Source organism: Pseudomonas sp. PvP025, assembly GCF_017832155.1.
Taxonomy (GTDB): domain Bacteria; phylum Pseudomonadota; class Gammaproteobacteria; order Pseudomonadales; family Pseudomonadaceae; genus Aquipseudomonas.
The window spans coordinates 838,722-859,660 of the sequence record NZ_JAFIBJ010000001.1 but is presented as its reverse complement, the minus strand read 5'-3'; the positions used below and the strand labels follow the sequence as shown (position 1 = coordinate 859,660).

Here is a 20,939-nt window from a genome sequence, read left to right as displayed (position 1 = left end):
CGACTATGTATCTGGTGTGTGGTGAAGCGCTGTTTGATTTTTTCAGCGAGGAAGAGGTCGGCGGGCAGGCTGCCAAGCTCAATTACCGGGCGATTGCCGGCGGCTCGCCGTTCAACGTGGCGGTCGGCCTGCGCCGTCTGGGCATCGAGGCCGGGCTGTTTGGCGGGCTGTCCACCGACTTTCTGGGACGCCGCCTGTTGCAGGTGCTCAAGGACGAAGGCGTCAGCGAGCGGTTTCTGCTGGAGTTCGCCGCGCCCACCACCCTGTCAATGGTTGCAGTGGGGGCCAATGGCTCACCGCAGTACAACTTCCGCGGCGAGGGTTGCGCCGACCGCCTGCTGGAAATCGACCATCTGCCAAATTTGGGCGATGAAATTCGCGGGCTGCATGTGGGTTCGTTTTCGCTGGTGGTGCAGCCGATTGGCGATACCCTGCTCGAGTTGGTCAAGCGTGAAAGCGGCAAGCGCCTGATCAGCCTCGACCCCAACGTGCGCCTCAACCCGCAGCCGGATATCCAACTGTGGCGCGAGCGCGTGGCGCAACTGGCGCAGCATGCCGACCTGATCAAGGTCAGCGACGAAGACCTGCACCTGCTCTACCCCGACCAATCACCGGAAAGCGTGCTGCAGGACTGGTTGCAGCACCGCTGCCAGTTGGTGTTCCTCACCCGTGGCGGCGACGGCGCCAGTGTGTTCAGCCGCCAGCATGGCACCTGGTCGCAACCGGCGATGAAGATCGTGATGGCCGACACCGTAGGTGCCGGCGACACCTTCCAGGCTGCGTTGATTGCCTGGTTGACCGAGCATCAACTGGACTCGGTGCAAGGCCTGCACCAGCTGACGCGCGAACAGATCGACGCGATGCTGGGCTTTGCGATTCGCGCCTCGGCCTTGACCTGCACCCGGACTGGGCCCGACCTGCCGTACCGTCTGCAGCTGGACTGAGCCTGCCCGGGCAAAAAAAAGAACGGCAACCGCCGTTCTGACAGGGGCTCAGCGTTTAACCGAGCCTGCGGGTCATCGATAAATCGACCCCATACGTTTGACAGGTTCCTGCGTGTGCTTGAGGTCTTCGCGCAACCCGGTGATCAGGTTGCAAATGGCGCGGCTGCTGTCGAGCTTGTCGGCATTGATGCCTTTGACTTCCAGATCCACTCGGTCACGATCACGCTCGTCATACACTTTGATCGTCAGCGACGCGTCTTCGGCTTTAATGCATTCACACCGCTTGGGCAGAAAACTTCCTTCAATAATGCTGCGTAGTTCCAGTTCCGAAAGCATGGCTAACCTCTCCTTTTATGAGACTGCCAACTGATTGTTATGTGTCTGGCGGGCAGGTCCCCGCCGCGCCCTGCCAACCCTGGAAGACGCTTTCACTTAATGAGCGTACTCGGCAAAACTGACGCGCGTTGTAACTTTTCCTCATAAGCTGAGGCGTCGTTTACATAACTGAATCTGGAACTATCGCAGTGCCCTGAATTATCGCCGAACGACTTCGATTAAACGTTTAACCCGGCAAACTCGGTTAAACAGGTTAAACTTGCAGAAATATATAGCAAACTTTTAACCCTGAGGTCGTCCCGCAGACAATGATCAAAACTCCCGCACAACTTGCCGTGATGCGCGAAGCCGGGCGCCTGCTGGCCGAGGTATTTACCCTGCTCGACGGCTTCGTCGCCGCCGGCCGCTCTACCCTGGAACTGGACGCCGCCGTCGAAGCCTTCATCCGTAACGACCTGCAGGCGCGCCCGGCCAGCCTTGGGCAATACGATTATCCCTTCTCCATCAATACATCGATCAACGAGGTGGTATGCCACGGCATGCCCAATGCCAGGGACGTGCTCAAGGACGGCGACATCATCAATATCGACATCACCCTGGAAAAAGGCGGCTTTATTGCCGACTCCAGCAAGATGTACATGATCGGCAACGTGGCGCCCAAGGCACGGCGGCTGGTGGATAAGACCTTCGAGGCGATGTGGGAAGGTATTCGCCAGGTCAAACCCGGCGCACACTTGGGCGATATCGGCCACGCGATCCAGAGCCATGCGCAAGCCAACGGCTACAGTGTGGTGCGTGAATACTGCGGCCACGGCATCGGCCGCGACATGCACGAAGAACCGCAGATCCTGCACGTCGGCCGCCCCGGCACCGGCCTGCAATTGCGTGAAGGCATGGTGTTCACCATCGAGCCGATGCTCAACCAGGGCAGCGCCAAGGTACGCAACCTCAAGGATGGCTGGACGGTCGTGACCCAGGACAACAGCCTGTCGGCACAGTGGGAACACACCGTCGCGGTGACGGCGCAGGGGTTCGAGGTGCTGACCTTGCAGGCCCTGCCCTGACCCCCGCGTTCACCTCAGGCCACCTGTTTGATGCCGGCCTTGGCTTCCAGCTCACGCACCAGGGGCAGCACGCGCTGGCCGAAGTACTCGACCTCTTCCTGAAAGTGCAGGAACCCGGCCAGTATCAGGTCCACACCCACCGCCTTGAGCGCCACGATGCGCTCGGCGATTTGCTGTGGCGTGCCGATCAGGTTGGTCTTGAAGCCGTCGTTGTACTGCACCAGGTCGGCAAAGCTGGACTTGGCCCAGTTGCCCTCGCCTTCCGGTGAGGCCCTGCCCGCCTGTTTGGCCGCATCGCCAAAGGCGTTGACTGCCTCCGGGTCCGCCTTGTCGATGATTTCCGCAAGTACCGCACGGGCTTCTTCTTCGGTGTCGCGGGCAATGATAAAAGCGTTCACACCCACCTTGACCGAATGGTTGTTGGCCGCGGCCTTGGTGCGAATATCGTTGACCTGGGCCTGGATGCCTTCGGGCGTGTTGCCGTTGGTGAAGTACCAGTCCGACACCCGCGCCGCCATGTCCCGCGCGGCCCTTGAGCTGCCGCCCTGGAACACCTCAGGCTGGCCCAGTGGCTTGGGCTTGAGGGTGTAGTTGTCGAAGCGATAGAAGTCGCCTCTGAAAGTGAAATTGTCCTGCGACCAGATGCCTTTGAGCGCACGAATGAATTCTTCCGAGCGGCGATAGCGTTCGTCGTGCTCCAGCCAGTGCTCGCCGATGGCCTGGAACTCGCCCTTGAACCAGCCGCTGACGATATTCACCGCGATGCGGCCGTTGGTGAGCTGGTCGATGGTCGCCAATTGCTTGGCCGCCAGCGCCGGCTGCCAGGGGCCCGGCAGGATCGCGGCAATCACCTTGAGTTTGGTGGTCGCGGCCAGCAGGGCGTGACTGAATGCCACCGATTCGTGCTGGTTATCGGCGCCATAACCCGCCGTGAAGCGGATCTGGGTCAGGCCATATTCGAAGCCGGCGGCTTCGGCCAGTTGCGCCAGTTTGCGGTTGTAGTCGATGCCCCAGTGGGTGCGCTGTTCGATCTTGCTCACCACCAGCCCACCGCTGACGTTGGGCACCCAATAGGCAAATTTCACGGCTTGCTGACTCATCTTGAGGTTCCTCGCACACAGGGATGTATCAAGCCTTGAGCAGCAAGCGTGCCAGGCCTCGGTAAAGGCCCGGCGCACAAGGGTTGCGCCCGTAAAACGGGCACCGGGCATAGCCACCGGACACTGTCACCGATTGCGCCGGTTTGTCGATCCACTGTTGCTGGCGCAACAGTCAATGGCACCTGCCCCCCGTAAACACGGGCTGTCGCACCCGGCACGGAGTGTGCAATCCCCCTCGCACATGATCACTGCCCAGGAGCCGTCCCCCATGACCGAACACCACGTCATCAACCCGTTGTCCATCGGCGTCGACTACCCGACACTGGCCGCCCGTTTCCGGCCGATCTTTGAGCGTATCGCCGAGGGCGCGCTTGAGCGCGAACACACGCGCACCCTGCCCCATGAACCGATCCAGTGGCTCAAGCAGGCCGGTTTCGGTGCGGTGCGCGTACCGGTGGAATATGGCGGCGGCGGCGCTTCGTTGCCGCAGTTGTTTGAACTGCTGATCGAGCTGGCGGCTGCCGACTCCAACGTGCCCCAGGCCCTGCGCGGGCATTTTGCGTTTGCCGAAGACCGCCTGAACGCACCACCGAGCGCCGGGCGCGACCTGTGGTTCAAACGGTTTGTCGACGGCGATATCGTCGGCTGCGCCTGGACCGAAATCGGTACGGTGGCGATTGGCGATGTGGTCACCCAGGTCAGCCCCGACGGCGAACAGTGGACACTCAATGGTGAGAAGTTCTACAGCACCGGCAGTATTTTCTCTGACTGGATCGACGTGTATGCGCGGCGCAGCGATACAGGCGGCGACGTGATCGCCGCCACCCGCACCCGCCAGCCCGGCGTGGTGCAGAGCGATGACTGGGACGGTTTCGGCCAGCGCACCACCGGCAGCGGCACCACGCGGTTTACCGATGCGGTGGTGCAAGCGCAGGACGTGATCGACTTTGCCACGCGCTTCAAATACCAGACCGCGTTCTACCAGTTAGTCCTGTTGGCAACCCTGGCCGGCATCGGCCGAGCGGCGCTCAATGATGTGGCCCGGCAGGTGCGTGACCGCAAACGCATCTATAGCCATGGCAATGCCGCGCATGTCAGCCAGGACGCGCAGGTGCAACAGGTGGTGGGTGAAATCGCCGCGCTCGTGTATGCCGCCGAGGCCAGCGCGCTGAAAGCGGCGGTGCCGGCGCAACGCGCCTACCTGGCACGGTTCGGCGGAGACGATGCCGCAGAGCGTGACGCCAATGTGGCCGCCGAGATTGAATCGGCGACGGCGCAGGTGGTGGTCTCGGAACTGATCCAGCGCGCCACCAGCCAATTGTTCAATGCGCTGGGCGCCTCGGATGTGCGTCAGGGCAAGGCGCTGGACCGGCACTGGCGCAACGCACGCACGGTGTCGTCACACAACCCGGTGATCTACAAGGCGCGGATTATCGGCGATTGGGTGATCAACGGCAGCGAACCGCCGTTCGTGTGGCAGATCGGTAATGGCCCGAAACAAGCCTGAAACCCTACTGGATCGAATGCTGGAAGCTCGACCTGGAACCTCTGTGGCGAGCGCGCTTGTCGCAGCGAGCGGGCCTGTCGTGGCGAGCGGGCTTGCCCCGCGTTGGGGTGCGAAGCGCCCCCATCAAGGAACATGCGGTGTACCTGACACTGCGCAGAGGATGGCTTTGGGGCTGCTGCGCAGCCCAACGCAGGACAAGCCTGCTCGCCACAGGGAATCTGCGCTTAACTGAACGGCATTGGGGCTTGCCCCGCATTGGGGTGCGAAGCGCCCCCAATCAAGCAAAACGCGGTGTACCTGATACGGCTCAGCGCCTGGCTTTGGGGCTGCTGCGCAGCCCAACGCAGGACAAGCCTGCTCGCCACAGGGAATCTGCGCTTAACTGAACGGCATTAGGGCAAGCCTGCTCGCCATTGGAGTGTGGTTGCCTGGGCCTACTCACTCCCACACTTGAAGGGTGTGCTGGTTAGAACGCGAGTTTGTAGCCGACGGCCATCAACATGATCGCCAGGCACGGGCGCAATACGCCGTCCGGGATCCTGCCGGTCATGTGGCTGCCCAGGTAAATGCCCGGCAGCGAGCCCATCAGCAAAAAGCCCAGCAGGTGCCAGTCCATGTTGCCCATGCTCGCATGGCCAAGACCTGCGACCAGCGTCAGGGGCACGGCATGGGCGATTTCGGTGCCGACCAGACGGCGCGTGGCGAGGAACGGATAAAGAATAAACAGCGCCACCGTGCCGAGGGCGCCTGCGCCAATGGACGTGAGCGCGACCATGGTGCCGAGAATCGCGCCGGTGACCACCGTCAGCCCGTTCAGGTTGCGCGGGCTCATGTGGTAATCATCGCCGGCATGGCGCTGGGCGAAGGCCAACAGGCGTTGCTTGAACAGGATCGCCAGGGCCGTGAGCAGCAGCACCACGCCCAGGGCCTGCTTGATCACCGCGTTCATCGCAGTGGGGTCGGTGTGCAGGCTGGCGAGGAACCACAGGGTCAGCAACACCGCCGGCACGCTGCCCAGGGTGAGCCAGCCGGTGATGGTCCAGTCGATGTTTTTGTTCCGGCTGTGCACCAGCACGCCACCGGACTTGGTGATGGCCGCGTATAACAGGTCGGTGCCCACGGCGGTGGCCGGGTTGATGCCGAACCACAACAGGATCGGCGTCATCAGCGAGCCCCCGCCGACGCCGGTCATGCCCACGATAAACCCCACGATCAGGCCGGCAACCACAAAACCAATATTTCCCACATCCATTAACGCTACCTGCGGCCTTATAAATTTCTGGCGGCAGGATAGCGATTTTTCTTATAACCACTTATATCAATGTGATCTGACTTTATGCCTTTTGCGCCAGTCGGCGACACGCGTACGCCTCGGTCCGGTAAGGAAAGGCCACCGTATCGCGACCTTTCAGGGCTGGATGGGTGTCGATCAGCGTGCGCAATTGTGCGCTGACCCTGGCTTTGTCCGGTGCAGGCAACGCAGCGATGAAACTCACGGACAGGAAGCGATCGATGATCACCTCCTGAGGGCTGCCGACATGACGGTAGGGAAAACACGTCATGTCAAGTGAGGAAAAATACTCACCGGTGAAGGCCTCGCGCCAATGCCCGCTGTGAAAGCGCGGTGTATCGCCCTCATACGGCGTGATGATTTCGGTGATCGCCGCCACCCAATCCACCGATTCATCGCGCACATTCCACACCAGCCCCAGGCATCCGTCGGGTTTGAGCACGCGGTGAATCTCCGCCAGCGCAGCCTGGGTGGAGAACCAGTGAAAGGCCTGGGCGCAGACCACCGCATCGGCACTTGCCGTGGCCAGCGGGATGCTTTCGGCGGTGCCGTTGACCAGCCGCACATCCGGCAGCAGCCTGGCTAACTGCGCGCCCATCTGCGCCACCGGCTCCACCGCGATCAACGCAGGTGCCAGGGTGCTGACCAGGCGGGTGAACTTGCCCGTGCCGGCGCCCAGGTCGATCACTGTCGACTGCGCATTGATGCGCAAGGTATCGGCGAGCCAGCCGGTGAGCTGGCGTGGATAGTTCGGCCGGCCCTGTGCGTAGGTCGCGGCCTGAGTCGAGAAACCTTGTTGAGCGGACGTGTGAACACCAGTCATGGCCAATCTCTCTTCGGGTAAAGCGGGGCCACAGTGTGCGCCTCCTCGCTTTTATTTTCTAATGCGTGCATCCAATCGCCGCGCGCCTGGGTAGTAGCTGCAGCAACCCTGCTGTTCTACTCAATGGAGAAACACCATGAACGCAAAAGCCCTGCTCTGCCTGACCGGTTTGCTGGCCACCAGCCCTGCGGCATTCGCCCAGACCAACCTGCCCGACAGCATCAAGGTGCCGGCTGGCCACACAGTGTCGATGGAGACCACCGGCGTCGGCGAAATCACCTACGAATGCCGCGACAAGGCCAGCGCTGCCGGTGAAACAGAATGGACCTTCGTCGGCCCCAAGGCCGTGCTGAATGACCGCAGCGGCAAACCGGTCGGCACCTATTTCGGCCCGCCTGCGACCTGGCAGGCCAAGGATGGCTCGAAAATCACCGGCACGCAGTTGGCCGTGGCGCCGTCGAGCCCCGGCAACCTGCCGTATCAACTGGTCAAGGCCAACCCGGCCGAGGGCAAGGGCGTCATGAGCGGCGTCAGTTACATCCAGCGGGTGGCGCTCAAAGGTGGCGTTGCGCCGAGCAGCACGTGCACCGCTGCCAATAAAGGCCAGCAGGAAGTGGTGAAATACCAGGCGGACTATCTCTTCTGGTCAGCCAGCTGAGTAAATTCAGCTACGCTGCCGGAGGAATATCACCGTTTCCTTCTGCAGGAGCGAGGTTGGTCGTGCCTGCAGAAGGTTTGTGCTGGGGACATCATTTGTTTGATTACGACGCCTGCCTACTGGCTTGTGCCCGTGGCGATCAACAGGCCTTGCGCCGCTTGTATGAGCAGGAAAGCAGCCGCTTGCTCGGCGTGGCGTTGCGCATCGTGCGCGACAAGGCGCTGGCCGAAGATACCGTGCATGACGCGTTTATCAGGATCTGGCACGGCGCTGCAGGTTTTGACCCCGGCAGAGGTTCGGCACGCGGCTGGGTGTACAGCGTGACCCGCCACCAGGCGCTGAACGTGGTGCGCAGGACCGCCCGCGACGTACCACTGAGCGAAGAGCACGAGCCACTGGCAGAACCGGCTGAAACCTTTGAATTCCCCGCACGTTCCGGGCAGATCCACACCTGCCTGGAGCGGCTCGACCCGGCCCGTCGCCGTTGCATCCTGCATGCCTATGTCGACGGCTATTCCCACAGCGAAATCGCGCAGGCACTCGGCACCCCGCTGGGCACCGTCAAAGCGTGGATCAAACGCAGCCTCGCCGCCTTGCGGGAGTGCATGACATGAACACTGAAGAACTGGCTGGCGAATACGTCTTGGGCACTCTGCCTCTGGCGCAGCGCGCCGAGGTCGAACAACGACTCGGGCATGACGCCGACCTGCGCGCGGCGGTGGATGCCTGGGAGCAACGCCTGTTGCCGCTGACGACGCTGGCGGCGCCGGTGGTGCCATCGCAGCACCTGTGGCGACGCATTCAGCAGACGCTCGCCGTGCCCGCCCCGCGCGTGCCGTGGTGGAACCTGCTGGCCGTTTGGCGTGGCCTTGCCGCTGCAGGATTGGCGGCGAGCATGGTGCTGGCAACGCTGTTGCTGGTCCGTGCGCCCCTCGCCGAGCCGAGTTTTGTGGTGGTGCTGGTGGCGCCGCAAAGCCAGGCGCCCGGCTGGGTGATCCAGGCAAGCAGCAATCAGCAGATCCAGTTGATTCCTTTGGGGGTGATGCAAGTGCCCGCCGACAAGGCATTGCAGTTCTGGACCAAGGGCGACGGCTGGCAGGGCCCGGTGTCCCTGGGGCTGGTCAAGCCCGGGCAAACGCTGTCGGTGCCGCTGGACCGGTTGCCGCCGCTTGCGCCAAACCAGTTGTTCGAACTGACCCTGGAAGACCCGCGCGGCTCGCCCACCGGCAAACCGACCGGGCCAATCCAGGCCATCGGCCGCGCGGTCAAGGTGCTGTGATCAACCGACAGTGGGCAACCACACGCGAAAACGCGCGCCGCCCAACGGTGACGCCTCGGCGATCAGGCTGCCGCCCTGGGCTTCCAGGGCGCGCCGGCTGATCGCCAGGCCCAGGCCAAAGCCGCCGGTGGCACGGTCGCGGCTGCGGTCCAGGCGGTAGAACGGCTCGAAGATGCGTTCACGCTGGTCCCGGGGAATGCCGATGCCATCGTCATCCACGCAGATTTCACAGCCCTCGGCGTCCACCCTGACGCTCACCTGGATACGCGCGTCGCAGTAACGCGTGGCGTTGCGCAGCAGGTTCTGCAGCGCCCGCGCGGTGAGGCGCGGGTCGAGGCTGAAGCGCTCCACTGCGCAGTCGAGCGATACGTCGATCACAATCGCGGGGTTTGCCAGCTCATCGTCGATGCTGCCCAGCACGCTGTCGATAAACTCGTCGAGCATCACCTCCACGCGCTCCGGCAATTGCGCCGGAGTCTGCAGGCGGCTGTAGGACAGCAGTTCCAGCACCAACTCGTCCAGCTCACGAATATGCGCGACCAGCCCCTGCAGGCGCTCGCGCCCGGCCTGGGGCATGTCTTCGGACAATGCCAGCGCCAGGCCGAAATCCAGCCGGGTCAAGGGCGTGCGCAACTCGTGGGAGACGGCGTTGAGCAAGTCGCGCTGCTGGTTGAGCAGCCGTTCGATGTCACCGGCCATGGTGTCGAACACCGCAGCCAGACCGCCGATGTTGGAACTGGGCGGGATGTGCGTGCGTTCAGACAGGTTGCCCATGCCCAACTGCGCAGCGGTGTTTTTCAGGCGCTCCAGGTCACGCCAGTGCGGACGCAGCCACACCAGCAGGCAGGCCAGCAGCGCACCGCCCACCAGCACATTCATCGACCAGTACAGCAGGTTGATGTCCAGCGGGTCGTCGGGGATGGTCAGCTTGACCACGAACTGGTCGTTGATCGGTGAACTGATTTCCCCCATCCAGCCCCATTCGCCCAGGCGGACCACCGGTTTGCCCTGCTCCAGCAGCTTCTCTTCGGCCGGCGTGAAGCTGGCGTCCTTACGCAGCAATAGATGCACTTTCTGCGGGGCAAAGTCGCGGTCCAATTGTTCGGTCACCTGCGACCAGCGCTCCACCGGTGCACGCAGGTACTGTTTGACGATCAGCTTTTGCTGGCCGCGCGACTGCTCGATGTTGTAATCCAGGTAGCGATGCTCGAACAACTGCACCGTCAGTTTGGGAATCAGATAGATCGCCGCACTGTAGGTGACGATGGTGATGAGGTAGAGGCGCAGCAGGACACGAAACATGGCTCAGCATTCCCACTCGGAGCGGCTGAACAGGTAGCCCTTGCCCCACACAGTCTTGATCTTGCGGGCTTCGCCGGCATGATCGTCGAACTTGCGGCGCAGCTTGGAGATGGCCACGTCCACCGAACGGTCGGTGCCGTTGAATTCGATGCCGCGCAGGCGCTGCAGGATCTGGTCGCGGCTGAGCACTTCGCCGGCATGGCGCGCCAGCACCACCAGCAGGTTGTATTCACCGCTGGACAACTCCACCGGCTGCTCGCGCCAGGTGACGGTGCGCTCCGACAGGTCGATGCACAGGTTGCCCATGATGATCTGGTCGTTGGCCGCCTGCGGTTCGGATAAACTGCTGCGCCGTAACAGGGTGCGCACCCGCGCCAGCAACACGCGCGGCTCGCAGGGTTTGGTCACGTAGTCGTCGGCGCCCATCTCCAGGCCCAGCACCTGGTCGTGGCTGTCGTCGCGGGCGGTGAGCATCAGGATCGGCAGGCCCGCAGAGTCGGCGCGCAGCAGGCGGCACACCTGCAGGCCGTCGAGGCCGGGCAGCATCAGGTCGAGAATCACCAGGTCCGGCGGGTTCAGGCGCGCCCGTTCACGCACCTGATCGCCACGGCTGAGCACACTGACTTGATAGCCGTTGCGTTCCAGATAGCTGGCAATCAGCTCGGAGAGCGCGGCGTCGTCTTCCACCAGCAGAATGTTCGGCATCAAGATGTTTCCAAATAGTACGGCTTTGCAGGATTGTGCAAGGATATACGCCCTCGGCCCACAGTGGGCTGCACCTTACATTTCTTCACACACCACCTACACAGCTTTACAGCACCACGGCGCCGGTGACCTTAGGATGCGCCAGTCAATATTGGGATAAGAGCATGTCGAAGAATCTGTTTGCGCCATTCTGCCTGTTGGCACTCACACTGGCGCTGAGCGCCTGTGAAAAGTCCACGGCCAAGGCGCCGCAAATGCCCCTGGCCAAAGTGCGCATCGAAACCCTGCAGGCCAAGCCACTGTCCATCACCAACGAACTGAGCGGGCGCATCGCCGCGCCGCGCATTGCCGAGGTGCGCGCCCGGGTGGCCGGTGTGGTGCTGCAGCGTGTGTTCAAGGAAGGCCATGACGTGAAACAGGGCGATGTGCTGTTTCGCATCGACCCGGCACCGTTCAAGGCCGACCTCGACAGCGCCCAGGCCAACCTGAGCAAGGCTGAGGCCAACGCCTTCCAGGCGCGCTTGCAAGCGCAGCGCTATAGCCAACTGGTGGAAGGCAACGCGATCAGCGGCCAGGACTACGACAATGCCCGCGCCGCCGTGCGCCAGACCAGCGCCGAGGTTGCCGCGCAGAAAGCCGCCGTCGACCGCGCCCGCCTGAACCTGGGCTATGCCACCGTCACCGCACCGATTTCCGGACGCATCGGCCGTGCGCTGGTCACCGAAGGTGCGCTGGTCGGCCAGAACGAAGCCACGCCGCTGGCGACCATCCAGCAACTGGACCCGATTCACGCCGACCTCACCCAGTCCACCCGCGAGCTCAACGACCTGCGCCGCGCCTTCCGCGCCGGCAGCCTCAAGCAGGTCGGCCAGGACCAGGCCAGGGCCACCTTGATTCTGGACGACGGCAGCCTGTACCCGCTGCCGGGCAAATTGCTGTTCGCCGAGATCAGCGTCGACCCCGGCACCGGGCAAATCATCCTGCGCAGCGAGTTCCCCAACCCGGACCTCGACCTGCTGCCCGGCAGCTTTGTGCGGGTGCGCCTAGAACAGGCCGTCGACCGGCAAGGCATCAGCGTGCCGCAACGCGCCATCACCCGCGACAGCGCCGGTATCCCGATGGTGCTGCTGCTGGACGCCGAGCAGAAAGTCAGCCAGCAGCCGGTGGAACTGGGCTCGGTAATCGGTGATCGCTGGATCGTCAGCAGCGGCCTCAAGCCGGGCGACCGTATCGTCGTCGAAGGCCTGCAACACGCGCGTCCCGGTGACACCGTTGAAGTCGACGCCAGCCCGCTCGTGAAGGAATAACCCGCCATGCCGCAGTTCTTTATCGACCGCCCGGTGTTCGCCTGGGTGGTGGCCCTGTTTATCCTGCTGGCCGGTGCGCTGGCCATCCCGCAGTTGCCGGTGGCGCAGTACCCTGACGTCGCGCCGCCGAAAGTCGAAATCTACGCGGTGTACCCGGGCGCCTCGGCCCAGACCCTGGACCAGAGCGTGGTCAGCCTGATCGAGCAGGAGCTCAACGGCACCGACCACCTGCTGTATTTCGAATCCCAGAGCAGCCTGGGCTCGGCCACCATTACCGCCACCTTTCAGCCGGGCACCAACCCTGAGATGGCCCAGGTGGATGTGCAAAACCGCCTCAAAGCGGTAGAGCCGCGCCTGCCCCAGGCCGTTACCCAGCAAGGCCTGCAGGTGCAGAAAGTCTCCGCCGGCTTCCTGCTGCTGGTGACCCTGACCTCCAATGACGGCAAGCTCGATGACACCGCGCTCAGCGATTACCTGGCGCGCAACGTGATGAACGAGCTCAAGCGCCTGGACGGCGTGGGCAAGGCGCAGCTGTATGGTTCGGAACGGGCGATGCGCATCTGGATCGACCCGCAGAAACTGATCGGCTTCAACCTCACGCCGGCCGACGTCAACGCCGCGATTGCCGCGCAGAACGCCCAGGTTGCCCCCGGCAGCATCGGCGACCTGCCGGGCACCAACACCCAGGAAATCACCGCAGCGATTCTGGTCAAGGGCCAGCTGTCGACGCCGCAGGAATTCGCCGACATCGTGCTCAAGGCCAACCCGGACGGTTCCACCGTACGTGTCGGCGATGTGGCGCGGGTGGAAGTCGGCAGCCAGGAATACCAGTTCTCCACGCGCCTGAACGGCAAGCCGTCCACCGCCGTGAGTGTGCAACTGTCGCCGGGCGCCAACTCGTTGAACACCGCGACCCTGGTGCGCGCCAAGATGGACGAGCTGTCGCGCTATTTCCCGGCCAATGTGGAATACAAGATCCCGTACGACACCTCGCCGTTCGTCAAGGTCTCGATCACCAAAGTGGTCTACACCCTGCTCGAAGCCATGGCGCTGGTGTTTGCGGTGATGTTTCTGTTCCTGCAGAACGTGCGCTACACGCTGATCCCCACCCTGGTGGTACCGATTGCCTTGATGGGCACCTTCGCCACCATGCTGGTACTGGGCTTCTCGATCAACGTGCTGACCATGTTCGGCATGGTGCTGGCGATTGGCATCCTGGTGGACGATGCGATTGTGGTGGTGGAGAACGTCGAGCGCATCATGGTCAGCGAAGGCCTGTCGCCCAAGGACGCGACGAAAAAAGCCATGGGCCAGATCACCGGCGCCATCATCGGCATCACCCTGGTGCTGGTGGCGGTGTTCCTGCCGATGGCCTTCATGAAAGGCTCGGTGGGGGTGATCTACCAGCAGTTCTCGCTGTCAATGGCCACCTCGATCCTGTTCTCGGCGTTCCTGGCGCTGACCTTGACCCCGGCCCTCTGCGCCACCTTGCTCAAGCCGATCGCCAAGGGCGAGCACCATGCCAAGGGCGGTTTCTTCGGCTGGTTCAACAAACGTTTTGAACAACTCACCGACCGCTACGAAGGCTGGGTGACCTATGCGCTCAAGCGCAGCGGGCGTTACCTGCTGATTTATCTGGTGTTGCTGGTGGGCCTGGGCTGGATGTTCACGCGCCTGCCCTCCTCGTTCCTGCCGGTGGAGGACCAGGGCTACACCATCACCGACATCCAACTGCCGCCGGGCGCAAGCAAGAACCGCACGGTGCAGGTGGCCGAGCAGATCGAGGCACACAACGCCACCGAGACCGGCGTGGGCGATACCACCATGATCATGGGCTTCAGTTTCTCCGGCTCAGGGCAAAACGCAGCGTTGGCGTTTACCACGCTCAAGGATTGGTCGGACCGCGGCGCCGATGCCTCCGCAGCATCAATTGCCAACCGCGCCAACGCGGCTTTTGGCGGCCTCAAGGACGCGATTGCCTTCGCAGTGCTGCCGCCGCCGGTTGACGGCCTGGGCACCTCCAGCGGTTTCGAGTTTCGTCTGCAAGACCGTGGCGGCGTCGGCCACGCAGCGTTGATGGCGGCGCGGACCGACCTGCTCAATGCGGCGGCAAAAAGCCCGATCCTGGCCAACGTGCGTGAAAGCGCCCTGGCCGAGGCACCGCAGGTGCAGCTCGAAGTGGACCGCAAGCAGGCCAATGCGCTGGGGGTATCGTTTGCCGATGTGGGCAATGTGTTGTCCTCGGCGATCGGTTCGGCCTATGTCAACGACTTCCCCAACCAGGGCCGCATGCAGCGGGTGGTGGTGCAGGCCGAAGGCGATCAGCGCAGCCAGGTGGCGGACTTGATGAAAATCAACGTGCGCAACAAGGACGGCAAGATGGTGCCGTTGTCGGCGTTTGTCGAAGCCCGGTGGACCCAGGGCCCGGCGCAGTTGACCCGCTACAACGGTTACCCCGCTATCGCGATCACCGGCGAAGCCGCGCCGGGGCACAGCACCGGCGAGGCGATGGCGGAAATCCAGCGCCTGGTCAGCCAGTTGCCCGCCGGTCTGGGCCAGGAATGGACCGGACTGTCGTTGCAGGAGCGCTTGTCCGGCTCCCAGGCGCCGATCCTGCTGGGCCTGTCGCTGCTGATCGTGTTCCTGTGCCTGGCGGCCTTGTATGAAAGCTGGTCGATTCCGACATCGGTACTGCTGGTGGTGCCGCTGGGCGTGCTCGGCGCAGTGCTGGCGGTGACCTTGCGCGGCATGCCCAACGATGTGTTCTTCAAGGTTGGCCTGATCACCATCATCGGCCTGTCGGCGAAGAACGCGATTCTGATCATCGAATTCGCCAAGGACCTGTATGACCAGGGCGAAGACCTGATCAGCGCGACGCTCAAGGCCGCGCGGCTGAGGTTGCGGCCGATCATCATGACTTCGCTGGCGTTCATCCTCGGCGTGGTGCCGCTGGCAATCGCCACCGGCGCCAGTTCGGCGAGCCAGCAGGCGATTGGCACGGGTGTGATCGGCGGGATGATCACGGCGACACTGGCGGTGGTGTTTGTGCCGGTGTTTTTTGTGGTGGTGATGAAGCTGGTACGCAAGCGGCATACGCCCGACTGATCGACACCCCGGTGTTCGCTGTCGAGTTCATGATCAAGTGCAACCGAATAGGCTATGGTGCTCTCAACTACCCTGTTGTGAGCACCCATGGCCTTCCTTGCCCGCACCCACCCTCGCCTTTCCTGCGCCGCCGTCCTCGGCGTTGCCGTCGGCATCCTGGCTCCGGCCGATACGCTGATCGGCAAAATCCTGATCGGCTGGAACGCCGGCGTCTGGACCTATCTGCTGCTGATGCTGTGGCTGACCAGCCGCTCGCGCGCCGACGACGTAAAACGCATCGCCGAGATCGAAGACGAGAACGCCGGGCTGGTGCTGTTCGTGGTGTGCATCGCCGCGATTGCCAGCCTGGCGACCATCACCCTGAATCTGGTGGGCATCAAGGACCTGGACAGCACCGCGCGCCTGCTGCACTACGGTTTTACCGGGATGACGGTGATCGGTTCGTGGCTACTGATCGGGGTGATCTTCAGCGTGCATTACGCCCGCCTCTTTTACACCTGGGAGGGCGACGAGCCCGCGCTGCGCTTTGCCGAAGGGTTGCGTACGCCCAATTACTGGGACTTTCTGTATTTCTCGTTCACCATCGGCGTGGCGGTGCAGACCTCGGATGTGGGCGTGGCCACGCGCAGCCTGCGCAAGGTGGTGCTGGGGCAATCGCTGATCGGCTTTCTGTTCAATACGGCGATTCTGGGTTTTTCGATCAATATTGCTGCAGGGTTGTTCGGTTAAAACGCAAAAAGGGGAAGCCTGAGCTTCCCCTTTTCGCATGCGTGAGTCCCTTAGAACGCGTACTGCACGCCTACCGTGGCGCCCCACGGCTGATCGTAGGCCTTGCCTTTCATGTGCGTGGCTTCAGCATGCACGCTCAGGCTTGGCGACAACGACACCGCCATGCCGCCCGCGACCTCGTAACTGCCGCCCGACAGGTTGTTTTTAAAGGCCTGGTCGTTGATATAGACCTTGTTGTCCGGGCTAAAATCACGTGCCACCGCCGCACGCAGGTACGGCTGCAGGACGCCGCCGCTGTCGAGCTGGATATTTTTACCGGCGGTCATGCCCACCTTGCCGATGGCCGACGTGGCACGATCGCTCTTCGCCTTCAGACCGTTGTCCATGGTGTAGTTGGAACCGCCAACAGCGGCGACGGACAACTGCGCGAAGGGTTCAAGATACAAACCGTCGTCATCGAGCTTGATGTTCTTGCCGACTTCAACCGAAGCACTTACCGCGTCCTGCGAGTATTTGCCTTTGGCGCGCTGACCGTCACTCATGTTGACCTGGCTCTGGCCGTTCAGTCGGTTGACCTTGGCCGTCAGGTCCACATACACCCCGCTCTCGTCATCACGAAAAATACCGTAGAGACCGGCGTAGTAGCTGTTGACCATACCGCTGCTGCCGCGACTCAGGCCCAGGTTGGAGTTGCTGTAACCACCCATCACACCCAGTGTCCACAGCTCATCCATCGCCCAGTCTGCACCCAGGCTCAGGCCTGCCTGATTCTGGGAGTAGCCGACGCCGTTGCTGTTGGCCGCTACGTCAATCTTGTTACCGTAACCGCGCATCCACAGGCCCTGGCTTTTGCCTTCACCGAAGCGGACTTCACCCATGCGTGTGCGCAGGATGCTTTCCTCGCCACGCAGTACGACCGGTGCCGCGTTGGCAAGCGCCAATACGGCCTTGGCGCTGGTACTGGTGCCCCGCTTCTCGGTGTCCAGGAACCAGTCGGTGCCTTCCTGCTTGAGCCCGTATTCGAACGCACCGACGTCGACGGTATCGCCTACCAGGCCGAACCTGGCACCACCACTTTCGGTGTGCACGACCTTGATTGCGTTGCCGGTAGCCAATTCCGAGCCACTGGCGCCCACCAGCAGTTGGTGATTACCTTCGGCGTTGCCGTTGACATTCAACAGGTCGGTATCGCCGGTGTTGAAGTTGGTGTGCATCTTGAAGGTGCCGTTACCGGTCAGGCTGTTGGTGTTCAACTGGACGTATTGCGCGGGGTCGCCAAACACTACATTACCGCCCCCCATTTTCAGCGCGTTGACCTGGCTGTCACCCACCAGCACCCACTGGGCATTGCTGTTGACATCCAGTTGCTTGACGTTGAACAACTGGCCGGTCAGCGACGCGTTGTTATTGAGTTGCACAGTGCCCGTACTGCCCGCGCCAATGCGCACATCACCGAACAGGCTGCTGTTGTCGACGTTCATGTTCGCGGTGGAGTTATTGGCTACCTGAAGCAGGTCGCCATTGCCGCTGAGCAGGTTCGAACCGTTAAGCACTTGAATATCGGCATGGGTGCCATTGCCAACGGGCGGGTTCACCAGGATGGCCGCGCCGGTCTTGCCCTGGACCACGGAATTATCGAGGATCAACGAGTTGGTGCGGGTCAGTGTGGCGTCGGTGCGCATGTTGACGCCATTGACGCCGCCGATGATACGGCTGTTGTTGCGCGCCGCAGCGTCGGCGTTGAGCAGCACCAAACCGACACCCGTCGCGGCCGTGGCTTCGACACGCGCATTATCCAGGTTCACCACGCCGTAGCCGGCAGACGAAATACCACGGGTCGAGCCGGTGACGCTGCTGTCTTTCACCGTGGCCCTTGAACCGTCTACTCCCCCTGTCGTCCGGGTGACGGACACACCCCAACCGGTAGAGTTTGTAACCGTACTGTTATTGGTCACCAGCAGGCTGCTGTTGCCGGTAACCAGAATGGCCTGGTTTATCATGGAACGGGCAGTCACTTGTGAGCCATCGATGACCACAGTCGACTGCTGCCTTGCATCAATATCCAACGTCCTGCTACCTGCCTCTGCCGTCAGGCCTGCACCGCTCATCACAATCTGATTGGTGATGGCGCCGTGGGCAATCAAGCTTGAGGCTGGGTTCAGCGAATAATCATCAACACGCGTCGTGCTCGATATCGAGGTATTTGGGAGTGTAACTATGGTTCGCGCGTGAGCATTGGGCGCTGCCAAAAGCAATAACGCAATGGCTGGGGCCGTCAACGCAACGCTCAGGGGGGTGGGTTTGAAGTTAAAGACTGCCGACATATAGTGAACCTCTAGTTCCTGCACGAAACGATAGGGCGGGTTCTAAACCATTTGAGACCCAGCCAATCAAGCGGCGCCATGATTGATCAGTGCAAGCCCGAAATCTGTAGGACATTTCCGAACAATTCAATTGAATACGCAGCGAGATGCGTAGGCGCAATTGCAGCGGTACCGTTGCACAATAAATAATAATAAATGGGGAAAACACCAAAGAGGGTGACGCCCCTCTTTGGCATTTACGCTTGAACTTCAATTACGTGGGCACTGCCCCCCCGGCACAGTAGTTGGCGCTACTGGTGGCAGGCCTGAACCCTCGAACACGATAAGTTGCGGGAAGCGAGGACACTGTCGAGCCAAGGTACAGCGTGCTGGTAGTGACCGTTGCAGAACCAGTGGTCAACAACGACCTATTGGCGTTAATTGGATTAAACAGAAGCGTAGAGTTTGCAGGGAACGTCACATCGAAACCATTACGGGCCGCCACATCATCCGGCACCGAGAAAGTTCGAACTTCAGTAACCACCGCAGCCCCCGAACCGGTGTTGTTTTGATAACCGGCGAACGTCACACTGACGAACTGCCCTGCCGTCAAATATTCCGAACCGGGAATATGCACGACGAGGTTGCCACTGTTAATGGGTCGCAGGCTGTCGCAGTTGAGCGTTCCGGTGTTGTTAAGCACCCTCGGTGCGCTCATTTGCAGAATCACGGAGTCTACCCTGACCAGTGTAGGGGGCGACGTCTGCGGGTTTGCACTGGCAAGCGAGGTGAGGGTGTAAGACGCCGGCTGGGTAGGACCGCCCAACGTCCTGATATCGGCGAAGGGAATCTGGAATTCGATGGCCCCAGACGGAGGAATGGCCGTGACGGTCTGCGGATACAGCCGACCACCGTAATTCAACGTCACCGTGAAAGGCAACGAATCCTGGGGGAGCACCGCCGCCGTCCACAATGGCACCAGCGCTCTGGCAGGCAGATTCACGTCGGCCGCCTCCAGGTGATTGGGTGGCCCGAATGTACCACCGGCACGTATCGCCTGAACCACGACTGGCGGCAGGTTGGTGTTGACGTCCCCTGGCGGCGTGGGGTCAGGCCCCACCACCGACAGGTCCAGATCGAATGGAGTGCTTAACGGCGCGGCCGGATAGATGCTGGTCCCGCGTCTTACCTGGTAGGATGCCGTCACCGGCACCCGGCTCTTGCCCGCCGCTCGAGGCCCGTACAGCGTATCCATGTTGGCGGGCGTGAATGTAACCGGAATCGCAAAGGGCGTGTTGCCCACCGGTACGGTTATGGGAATTGACCCAAACGACGAGGAGAGCGTGACGACCAGTTGGTCTGTCGGACGCACAACGTTCAGGTAGGACGGAATCATCACCCTGACACCGTTCGCATCAGCCACGTCTTTGATGTTAATTAAACCGTCACCCGGGGCGGCGAGTTCGACCTGCGGTGTCAGGAAGTCTGAAGGTGCGGGAGCCTCAACCAAGTCTTCAAGGTCAAGACTGTAGGATATTTCAGAGGGATTGCCGGCAACGTCGGATATGACGTAGCGAACTGTGTAATTCCCTTTCTTTTCAGCCTCAACCACCCACAGCGGCAGTGGGATAGACGGTGGCAAGGCCGGATCCAGGCGATATTTCGTGTCGGTGCCTGGGGCAGGCGTGAACACGTAGGGTCTGTCCGAAGAGCCAAAAAACATTTCAACGGTATCGTCCGGAGACAGCCCGTCCAGCGCGCTGTATGGAATCGGAAGGTTTACCGTCTGGTTTGGCTGGCTGGCGATAAACGCGCGATCCAGCGGTCCGGTCATACCCGCAGGCAGCTGTGGTGCGGGAGGCTTGACGCGGGGGCCGTCGTAAGGAGTCGTCTCGTCAACGACCAGGAGTTGCGCGACCGAATAGTTATCCACTCCCGAGTCCGCGACGAACACCCTGTACCTGATCAAATACAAGCCGGGGGCACGATAGGACTGTGGTATCGGCAACGGCACAGGGTCAGGCTGATTGCTCAGAGAACGTTGAAATCTGCTGCTGTTGCTAGCGAAATAGGCATCTTCAGCAGTTGAGTCCAGGCCGCTCAGATCAAGATAGGGAGCAATCTCTAAGGTGACGATATCGGGCTGGAGCGAGTCGGTACTGGCACCGATCCACAGGGGAATATTGTAGTTAGTCTGTTGCTTCTTTGAGCCCGTGCGTGAAAGCAAGCCGGTATAACCGGGTACCTGATCTTCAAGCGCTGCGATGTCAAATCGCTGAGGCGTGTAATCGTTAGGAAATTTGGGTACAAAGTTGTCAATGATTTCTCTGTTTGTAGATTCCATTATCTTGCTCCGGACAGTAAGCCACTGAACATCAGGACACGCCTCGTTAATTGAATGAACCTGATGGGTTCATCAACCACGAATTTTTTAAAGCCTGCAAACAACGCCACAACAACTCACCTGATTACGGAAGGCGAAAACA

General features: G+C 61.7%; 18 protein-coding genes. 9 read left to right on the top strand and 9 right to left on the bottom strand.

The window, feature by feature from the left end:
- Positions 1-5: 5 nt before the first annotated feature.
- Positions 6-944: a carbohydrate kinase gene (locus JOE32_RS03520; protein ID WP_209981475.1), complete on the top strand. Its 939-nt coding sequence runs from the start codon at positions 6-8 to the stop codon at positions 942-944.
- A gap of 72 nt (positions 945-1,016) precedes the next feature.
- Here JOE32_RS03520 and JOE32_RS03515 read toward each other — a convergent pair whose 3' ends face one another.
- Positions 1,017-1,280 carry a DUF1652 domain-containing protein gene (locus JOE32_RS03515; RefSeq protein ID WP_209981473.1) on the bottom strand — a complete coding sequence of 88 codons (264 nt, stop codon included), beginning with the start codon at positions 1,278-1,280 and terminating at the stop codon, positions 1,017-1,019.
- 308 nt (positions 1,281-1,588) lie between these two features.
- Between JOE32_RS03515 and map the strand changes: the two genes are divergently transcribed.
- Positions 1,589-2,344 (top strand): type I methionyl aminopeptidase, encoded by a 756-nt coding sequence (map, locus tag JOE32_RS03510; RefSeq protein WP_209981471.1) that lies wholly within the window; start codon positions 1,589-1,591, stop codon positions 2,342-2,344.
- 14 nt (positions 2,345-2,358) lie between these two features.
- Here the strand turns inward: map and sfnG are convergent, their stop codons facing one another.
- Positions 2,359-3,444 (bottom strand): dimethylsulfone monooxygenase SfnG, encoded by a 1,086-nt coding sequence (gene sfnG / locus JOE32_RS03505; protein WP_209981470.1) that lies wholly within the window; start codon positions 3,442-3,444, stop codon positions 2,359-2,361.
- A 28-nt stretch (positions 3,445-3,472) separates the two neighbouring features.
- Complete coding sequence (locus JOE32_RS03500; RefSeq protein ID WP_209981468.1) at positions 3,473-3,613, bottom strand: hypothetical protein; 141 nt, start codon at positions 3,611-3,613, stop codon at positions 3,473-3,475.
- 99 nt (positions 3,614-3,712) lie between these two features.
- Here JOE32_RS03500 and JOE32_RS03495 point away from each other — a divergent pair, with 99 nt between their 5' ends.
- Positions 3,713-4,951 carry an acyl-CoA dehydrogenase family protein gene (locus tag JOE32_RS03495; RefSeq protein WP_209981466.1) on the top strand — a complete coding sequence of 413 codons (1,239 nt, stop codon included), beginning with the start codon at positions 3,713-3,715 and terminating at the stop codon, positions 4,949-4,951.
- 466 nt (positions 4,952-5,417) lie between these two features.
- On the opposite strand, the gene JOE32_RS03490 is transcribed toward JOE32_RS03495, so the two are convergent.
- Positions 5,418-6,203 (bottom strand): sulfite exporter TauE/SafE family protein, encoded by a 786-nt coding sequence (locus JOE32_RS03490; RefSeq protein WP_057010206.1) that lies wholly within the window; start codon positions 6,201-6,203, stop codon positions 5,418-5,420.
- 82 nt (positions 6,204-6,285) lie between these two features.
- On the bottom strand, positions 6,286-7,065 hold the full coding sequence (locus tag JOE32_RS03485) for a class I SAM-dependent methyltransferase (protein ID WP_209981465.1): 780 nt from the start codon (positions 7,063-7,065) through the stop codon (positions 6,286-6,288).
- A gap of 136 nt (positions 7,066-7,201) precedes the next feature.
- Here JOE32_RS03485 and JOE32_RS03480 point away from each other — a divergent pair, with 136 nt between their 5' ends.
- The 3 genes from JOE32_RS03480 to JOE32_RS03470 all read left to right on the top strand — a co-directional run bounded on the left by JOE32_RS03480 (position 7,202) and on the right by JOE32_RS03470 (position 9,002).
- Positions 7,202-7,723: a DUF3455 domain-containing protein gene (locus tag JOE32_RS03480; RefSeq protein ID WP_209981463.1), complete on the top strand. Its 522-nt coding sequence runs from the start codon at positions 7,202-7,204 to the stop codon at positions 7,721-7,723.
- 95 nt (positions 7,724-7,818) lie between these two features.
- Entirely contained in the window at positions 7,819-8,337 is a 519-nt protein-coding gene (locus JOE32_RS03475; protein ID WP_209981461.1) for a sigma-70 family RNA polymerase sigma factor, read from the top strand.
- Positions 8,334-9,002 carry an anti-sigma factor gene (locus tag JOE32_RS03470; RefSeq protein ID WP_209981459.1) on the top strand — a complete coding sequence of 223 codons (669 nt, stop codon included), beginning with the start codon at positions 8,334-8,336 and terminating at the stop codon, positions 9,000-9,002. Before JOE32_RS03475 ends, JOE32_RS03470 begins: the two co-directional genes overlap by 4 nt.
- Here JOE32_RS03470 and JOE32_RS03465 read toward each other — a convergent pair whose 3' ends face one another.
- Together JOE32_RS03465 and JOE32_RS03460 are read right to left on the bottom strand one after the other, a co-directional pair.
- Complete coding sequence (locus JOE32_RS03465; RefSeq protein WP_209981456.1) at positions 9,003-10,304, bottom strand: ATP-binding protein; 1,302 nt, start codon at positions 10,302-10,304, stop codon at positions 9,003-9,005.
- Positions 10,305-10,307: 3 nt separating this feature from the next.
- Positions 10,308-11,009, bottom strand: a complete 702-nt coding sequence (locus JOE32_RS03460) for a response regulator transcription factor (RefSeq protein ID WP_209981454.1) — start codon at positions 11,007-11,009, stop codon at positions 10,308-10,310.
- 164 nt (positions 11,010-11,173) lie between these two features.
- Between JOE32_RS03460 and JOE32_RS03455 the strand changes: the two genes are divergently transcribed.
- The 3 genes from JOE32_RS03455 (at position 11,174) to JOE32_RS03445 (ending at position 16,150) form a co-directional block, all read left to right on the top strand.
- Positions 11,174-12,316 carry an efflux RND transporter periplasmic adaptor subunit gene (locus JOE32_RS03455; protein ID WP_209981452.1) on the top strand — a complete coding sequence of 381 codons (1,143 nt, stop codon included), beginning with the start codon at positions 11,174-11,176 and terminating at the stop codon, positions 12,314-12,316.
- Between the two features lie 6 nt (positions 12,317-12,322).
- Complete coding sequence (locus JOE32_RS03450; RefSeq protein ID WP_209981451.1) at positions 12,323-15,421, top strand: efflux RND transporter permease subunit; 3,099 nt, start codon at positions 12,323-12,325, stop codon at positions 15,419-15,421.
- 87 nt (positions 15,422-15,508) lie between these two features.
- Complete coding sequence (locus JOE32_RS03445; protein WP_209981449.1) at positions 15,509-16,150, top strand: DUF1345 domain-containing protein; 642 nt, start codon at positions 15,509-15,511, stop codon at positions 16,148-16,150.
- Positions 16,151-16,200: 50 nt separating this feature from the next.
- Here JOE32_RS03445 and JOE32_RS03440 read toward each other — a convergent pair whose 3' ends face one another.
- Together JOE32_RS03440 and JOE32_RS03435 are read right to left on the bottom strand one after the other, a co-directional pair.
- Positions 16,201-18,015, bottom strand: coding sequence for an autotransporter outer membrane beta-barrel domain-containing protein (locus JOE32_RS03440; RefSeq protein ID WP_231423696.1), 1,815 nt, complete (start codon positions 18,013-18,015; stop codon positions 16,201-16,203).
- A gap of 712 nt (positions 18,016-18,727) precedes the next feature.
- The gene (locus JOE32_RS03435; RefSeq protein WP_245228951.1) at positions 18,728-20,797 is read right to left on the bottom strand and encodes a hypothetical protein; all 2,070 of its coding nucleotides are present in this window, start codon (positions 20,795-20,797) and stop codon (positions 18,728-18,730) included.
- Between the last annotated feature and the right edge of the window lie 142 nt (positions 20,798-20,939).

Excerpts from the sequence above, each read along its gene's own strand:
- JOE32_RS03520 (WP_209981475.1), top strand. The coding sequence starts at position 6 with ATGTATCTGGTGTGTGGTGAAGCGCTGTTTGATTTTTTCAGCGAGGAA.
- JOE32_RS03515 (WP_209981473.1), bottom strand. The coding sequence starts at position 1,280 with ATGCTTTCGGAACTGGAACTACGCAGCATTATTGAAGGAAGTTTTCTG.
- map (WP_209981471.1), top strand. The coding sequence starts at position 1,589 with ATGATCAAAACTCCCGCACAACTTGCCGTGATGCGCGAAGCCGGGCGC.
- sfnG (WP_209981470.1), bottom strand. The coding sequence starts at position 3,444 with ATGAGTCAGCAAGCCGTGAAATTTGCCTATTGGGTGCCCAACGTCAGC.
- JOE32_RS03495 (WP_209981466.1), top strand. The coding sequence starts at position 3,713 with ATGACCGAACACCACGTCATCAACCCGTTGTCCATCGGCGTCGACTAC.
- JOE32_RS03490 (WP_057010206.1), bottom strand. The coding sequence starts at position 6,203 with ATGGATGTGGGAAATATTGGTTTTGTGGTTGCCGGCCTGATCGTGGGG.
- JOE32_RS03485 (WP_209981465.1), bottom strand. The coding sequence starts at position 7,065 with ATGACTGGTGTTCACACGTCCGCTCAACAAGGTTTCTCGACTCAGGCC.
- JOE32_RS03480 (WP_209981463.1), top strand. The coding sequence starts at position 7,202 with ATGAACGCAAAAGCCCTGCTCTGCCTGACCGGTTTGCTGGCCACCAGC.
- JOE32_RS03470 (WP_209981459.1), top strand. The coding sequence starts at position 8,334 with ATGAACACTGAAGAACTGGCTGGCGAATACGTCTTGGGCACTCTGCCT.
- JOE32_RS03465 (WP_209981456.1), bottom strand. The coding sequence starts at position 10,304 with ATGTTTCGTGTCCTGCTGCGCCTCTACCTCATCACCATCGTCACCTAC.
- JOE32_RS03460 (WP_209981454.1), bottom strand. The coding sequence starts at position 11,009 with ATGCCGAACATTCTGCTGGTGGAAGACGACGCCGCGCTCTCCGAGCTG.
- JOE32_RS03455 (WP_209981452.1), top strand. The coding sequence starts at position 11,174 with ATGTCGAAGAATCTGTTTGCGCCATTCTGCCTGTTGGCACTCACACTG.
- JOE32_RS03450 (WP_209981451.1), top strand. The coding sequence starts at position 12,323 with ATGCCGCAGTTCTTTATCGACCGCCCGGTGTTCGCCTGGGTGGTGGCC.
- JOE32_RS03445 (WP_209981449.1), top strand. The coding sequence starts at position 15,509 with ATGGCCTTCCTTGCCCGCACCCACCCTCGCCTTTCCTGCGCCGCCGTC.
- JOE32_RS03435 (WP_245228951.1), bottom strand. The coding sequence starts at position 20,797 with ATGGAATCTACAAACAGAGAAATCATTGACAACTTTGTACCCAAATTT.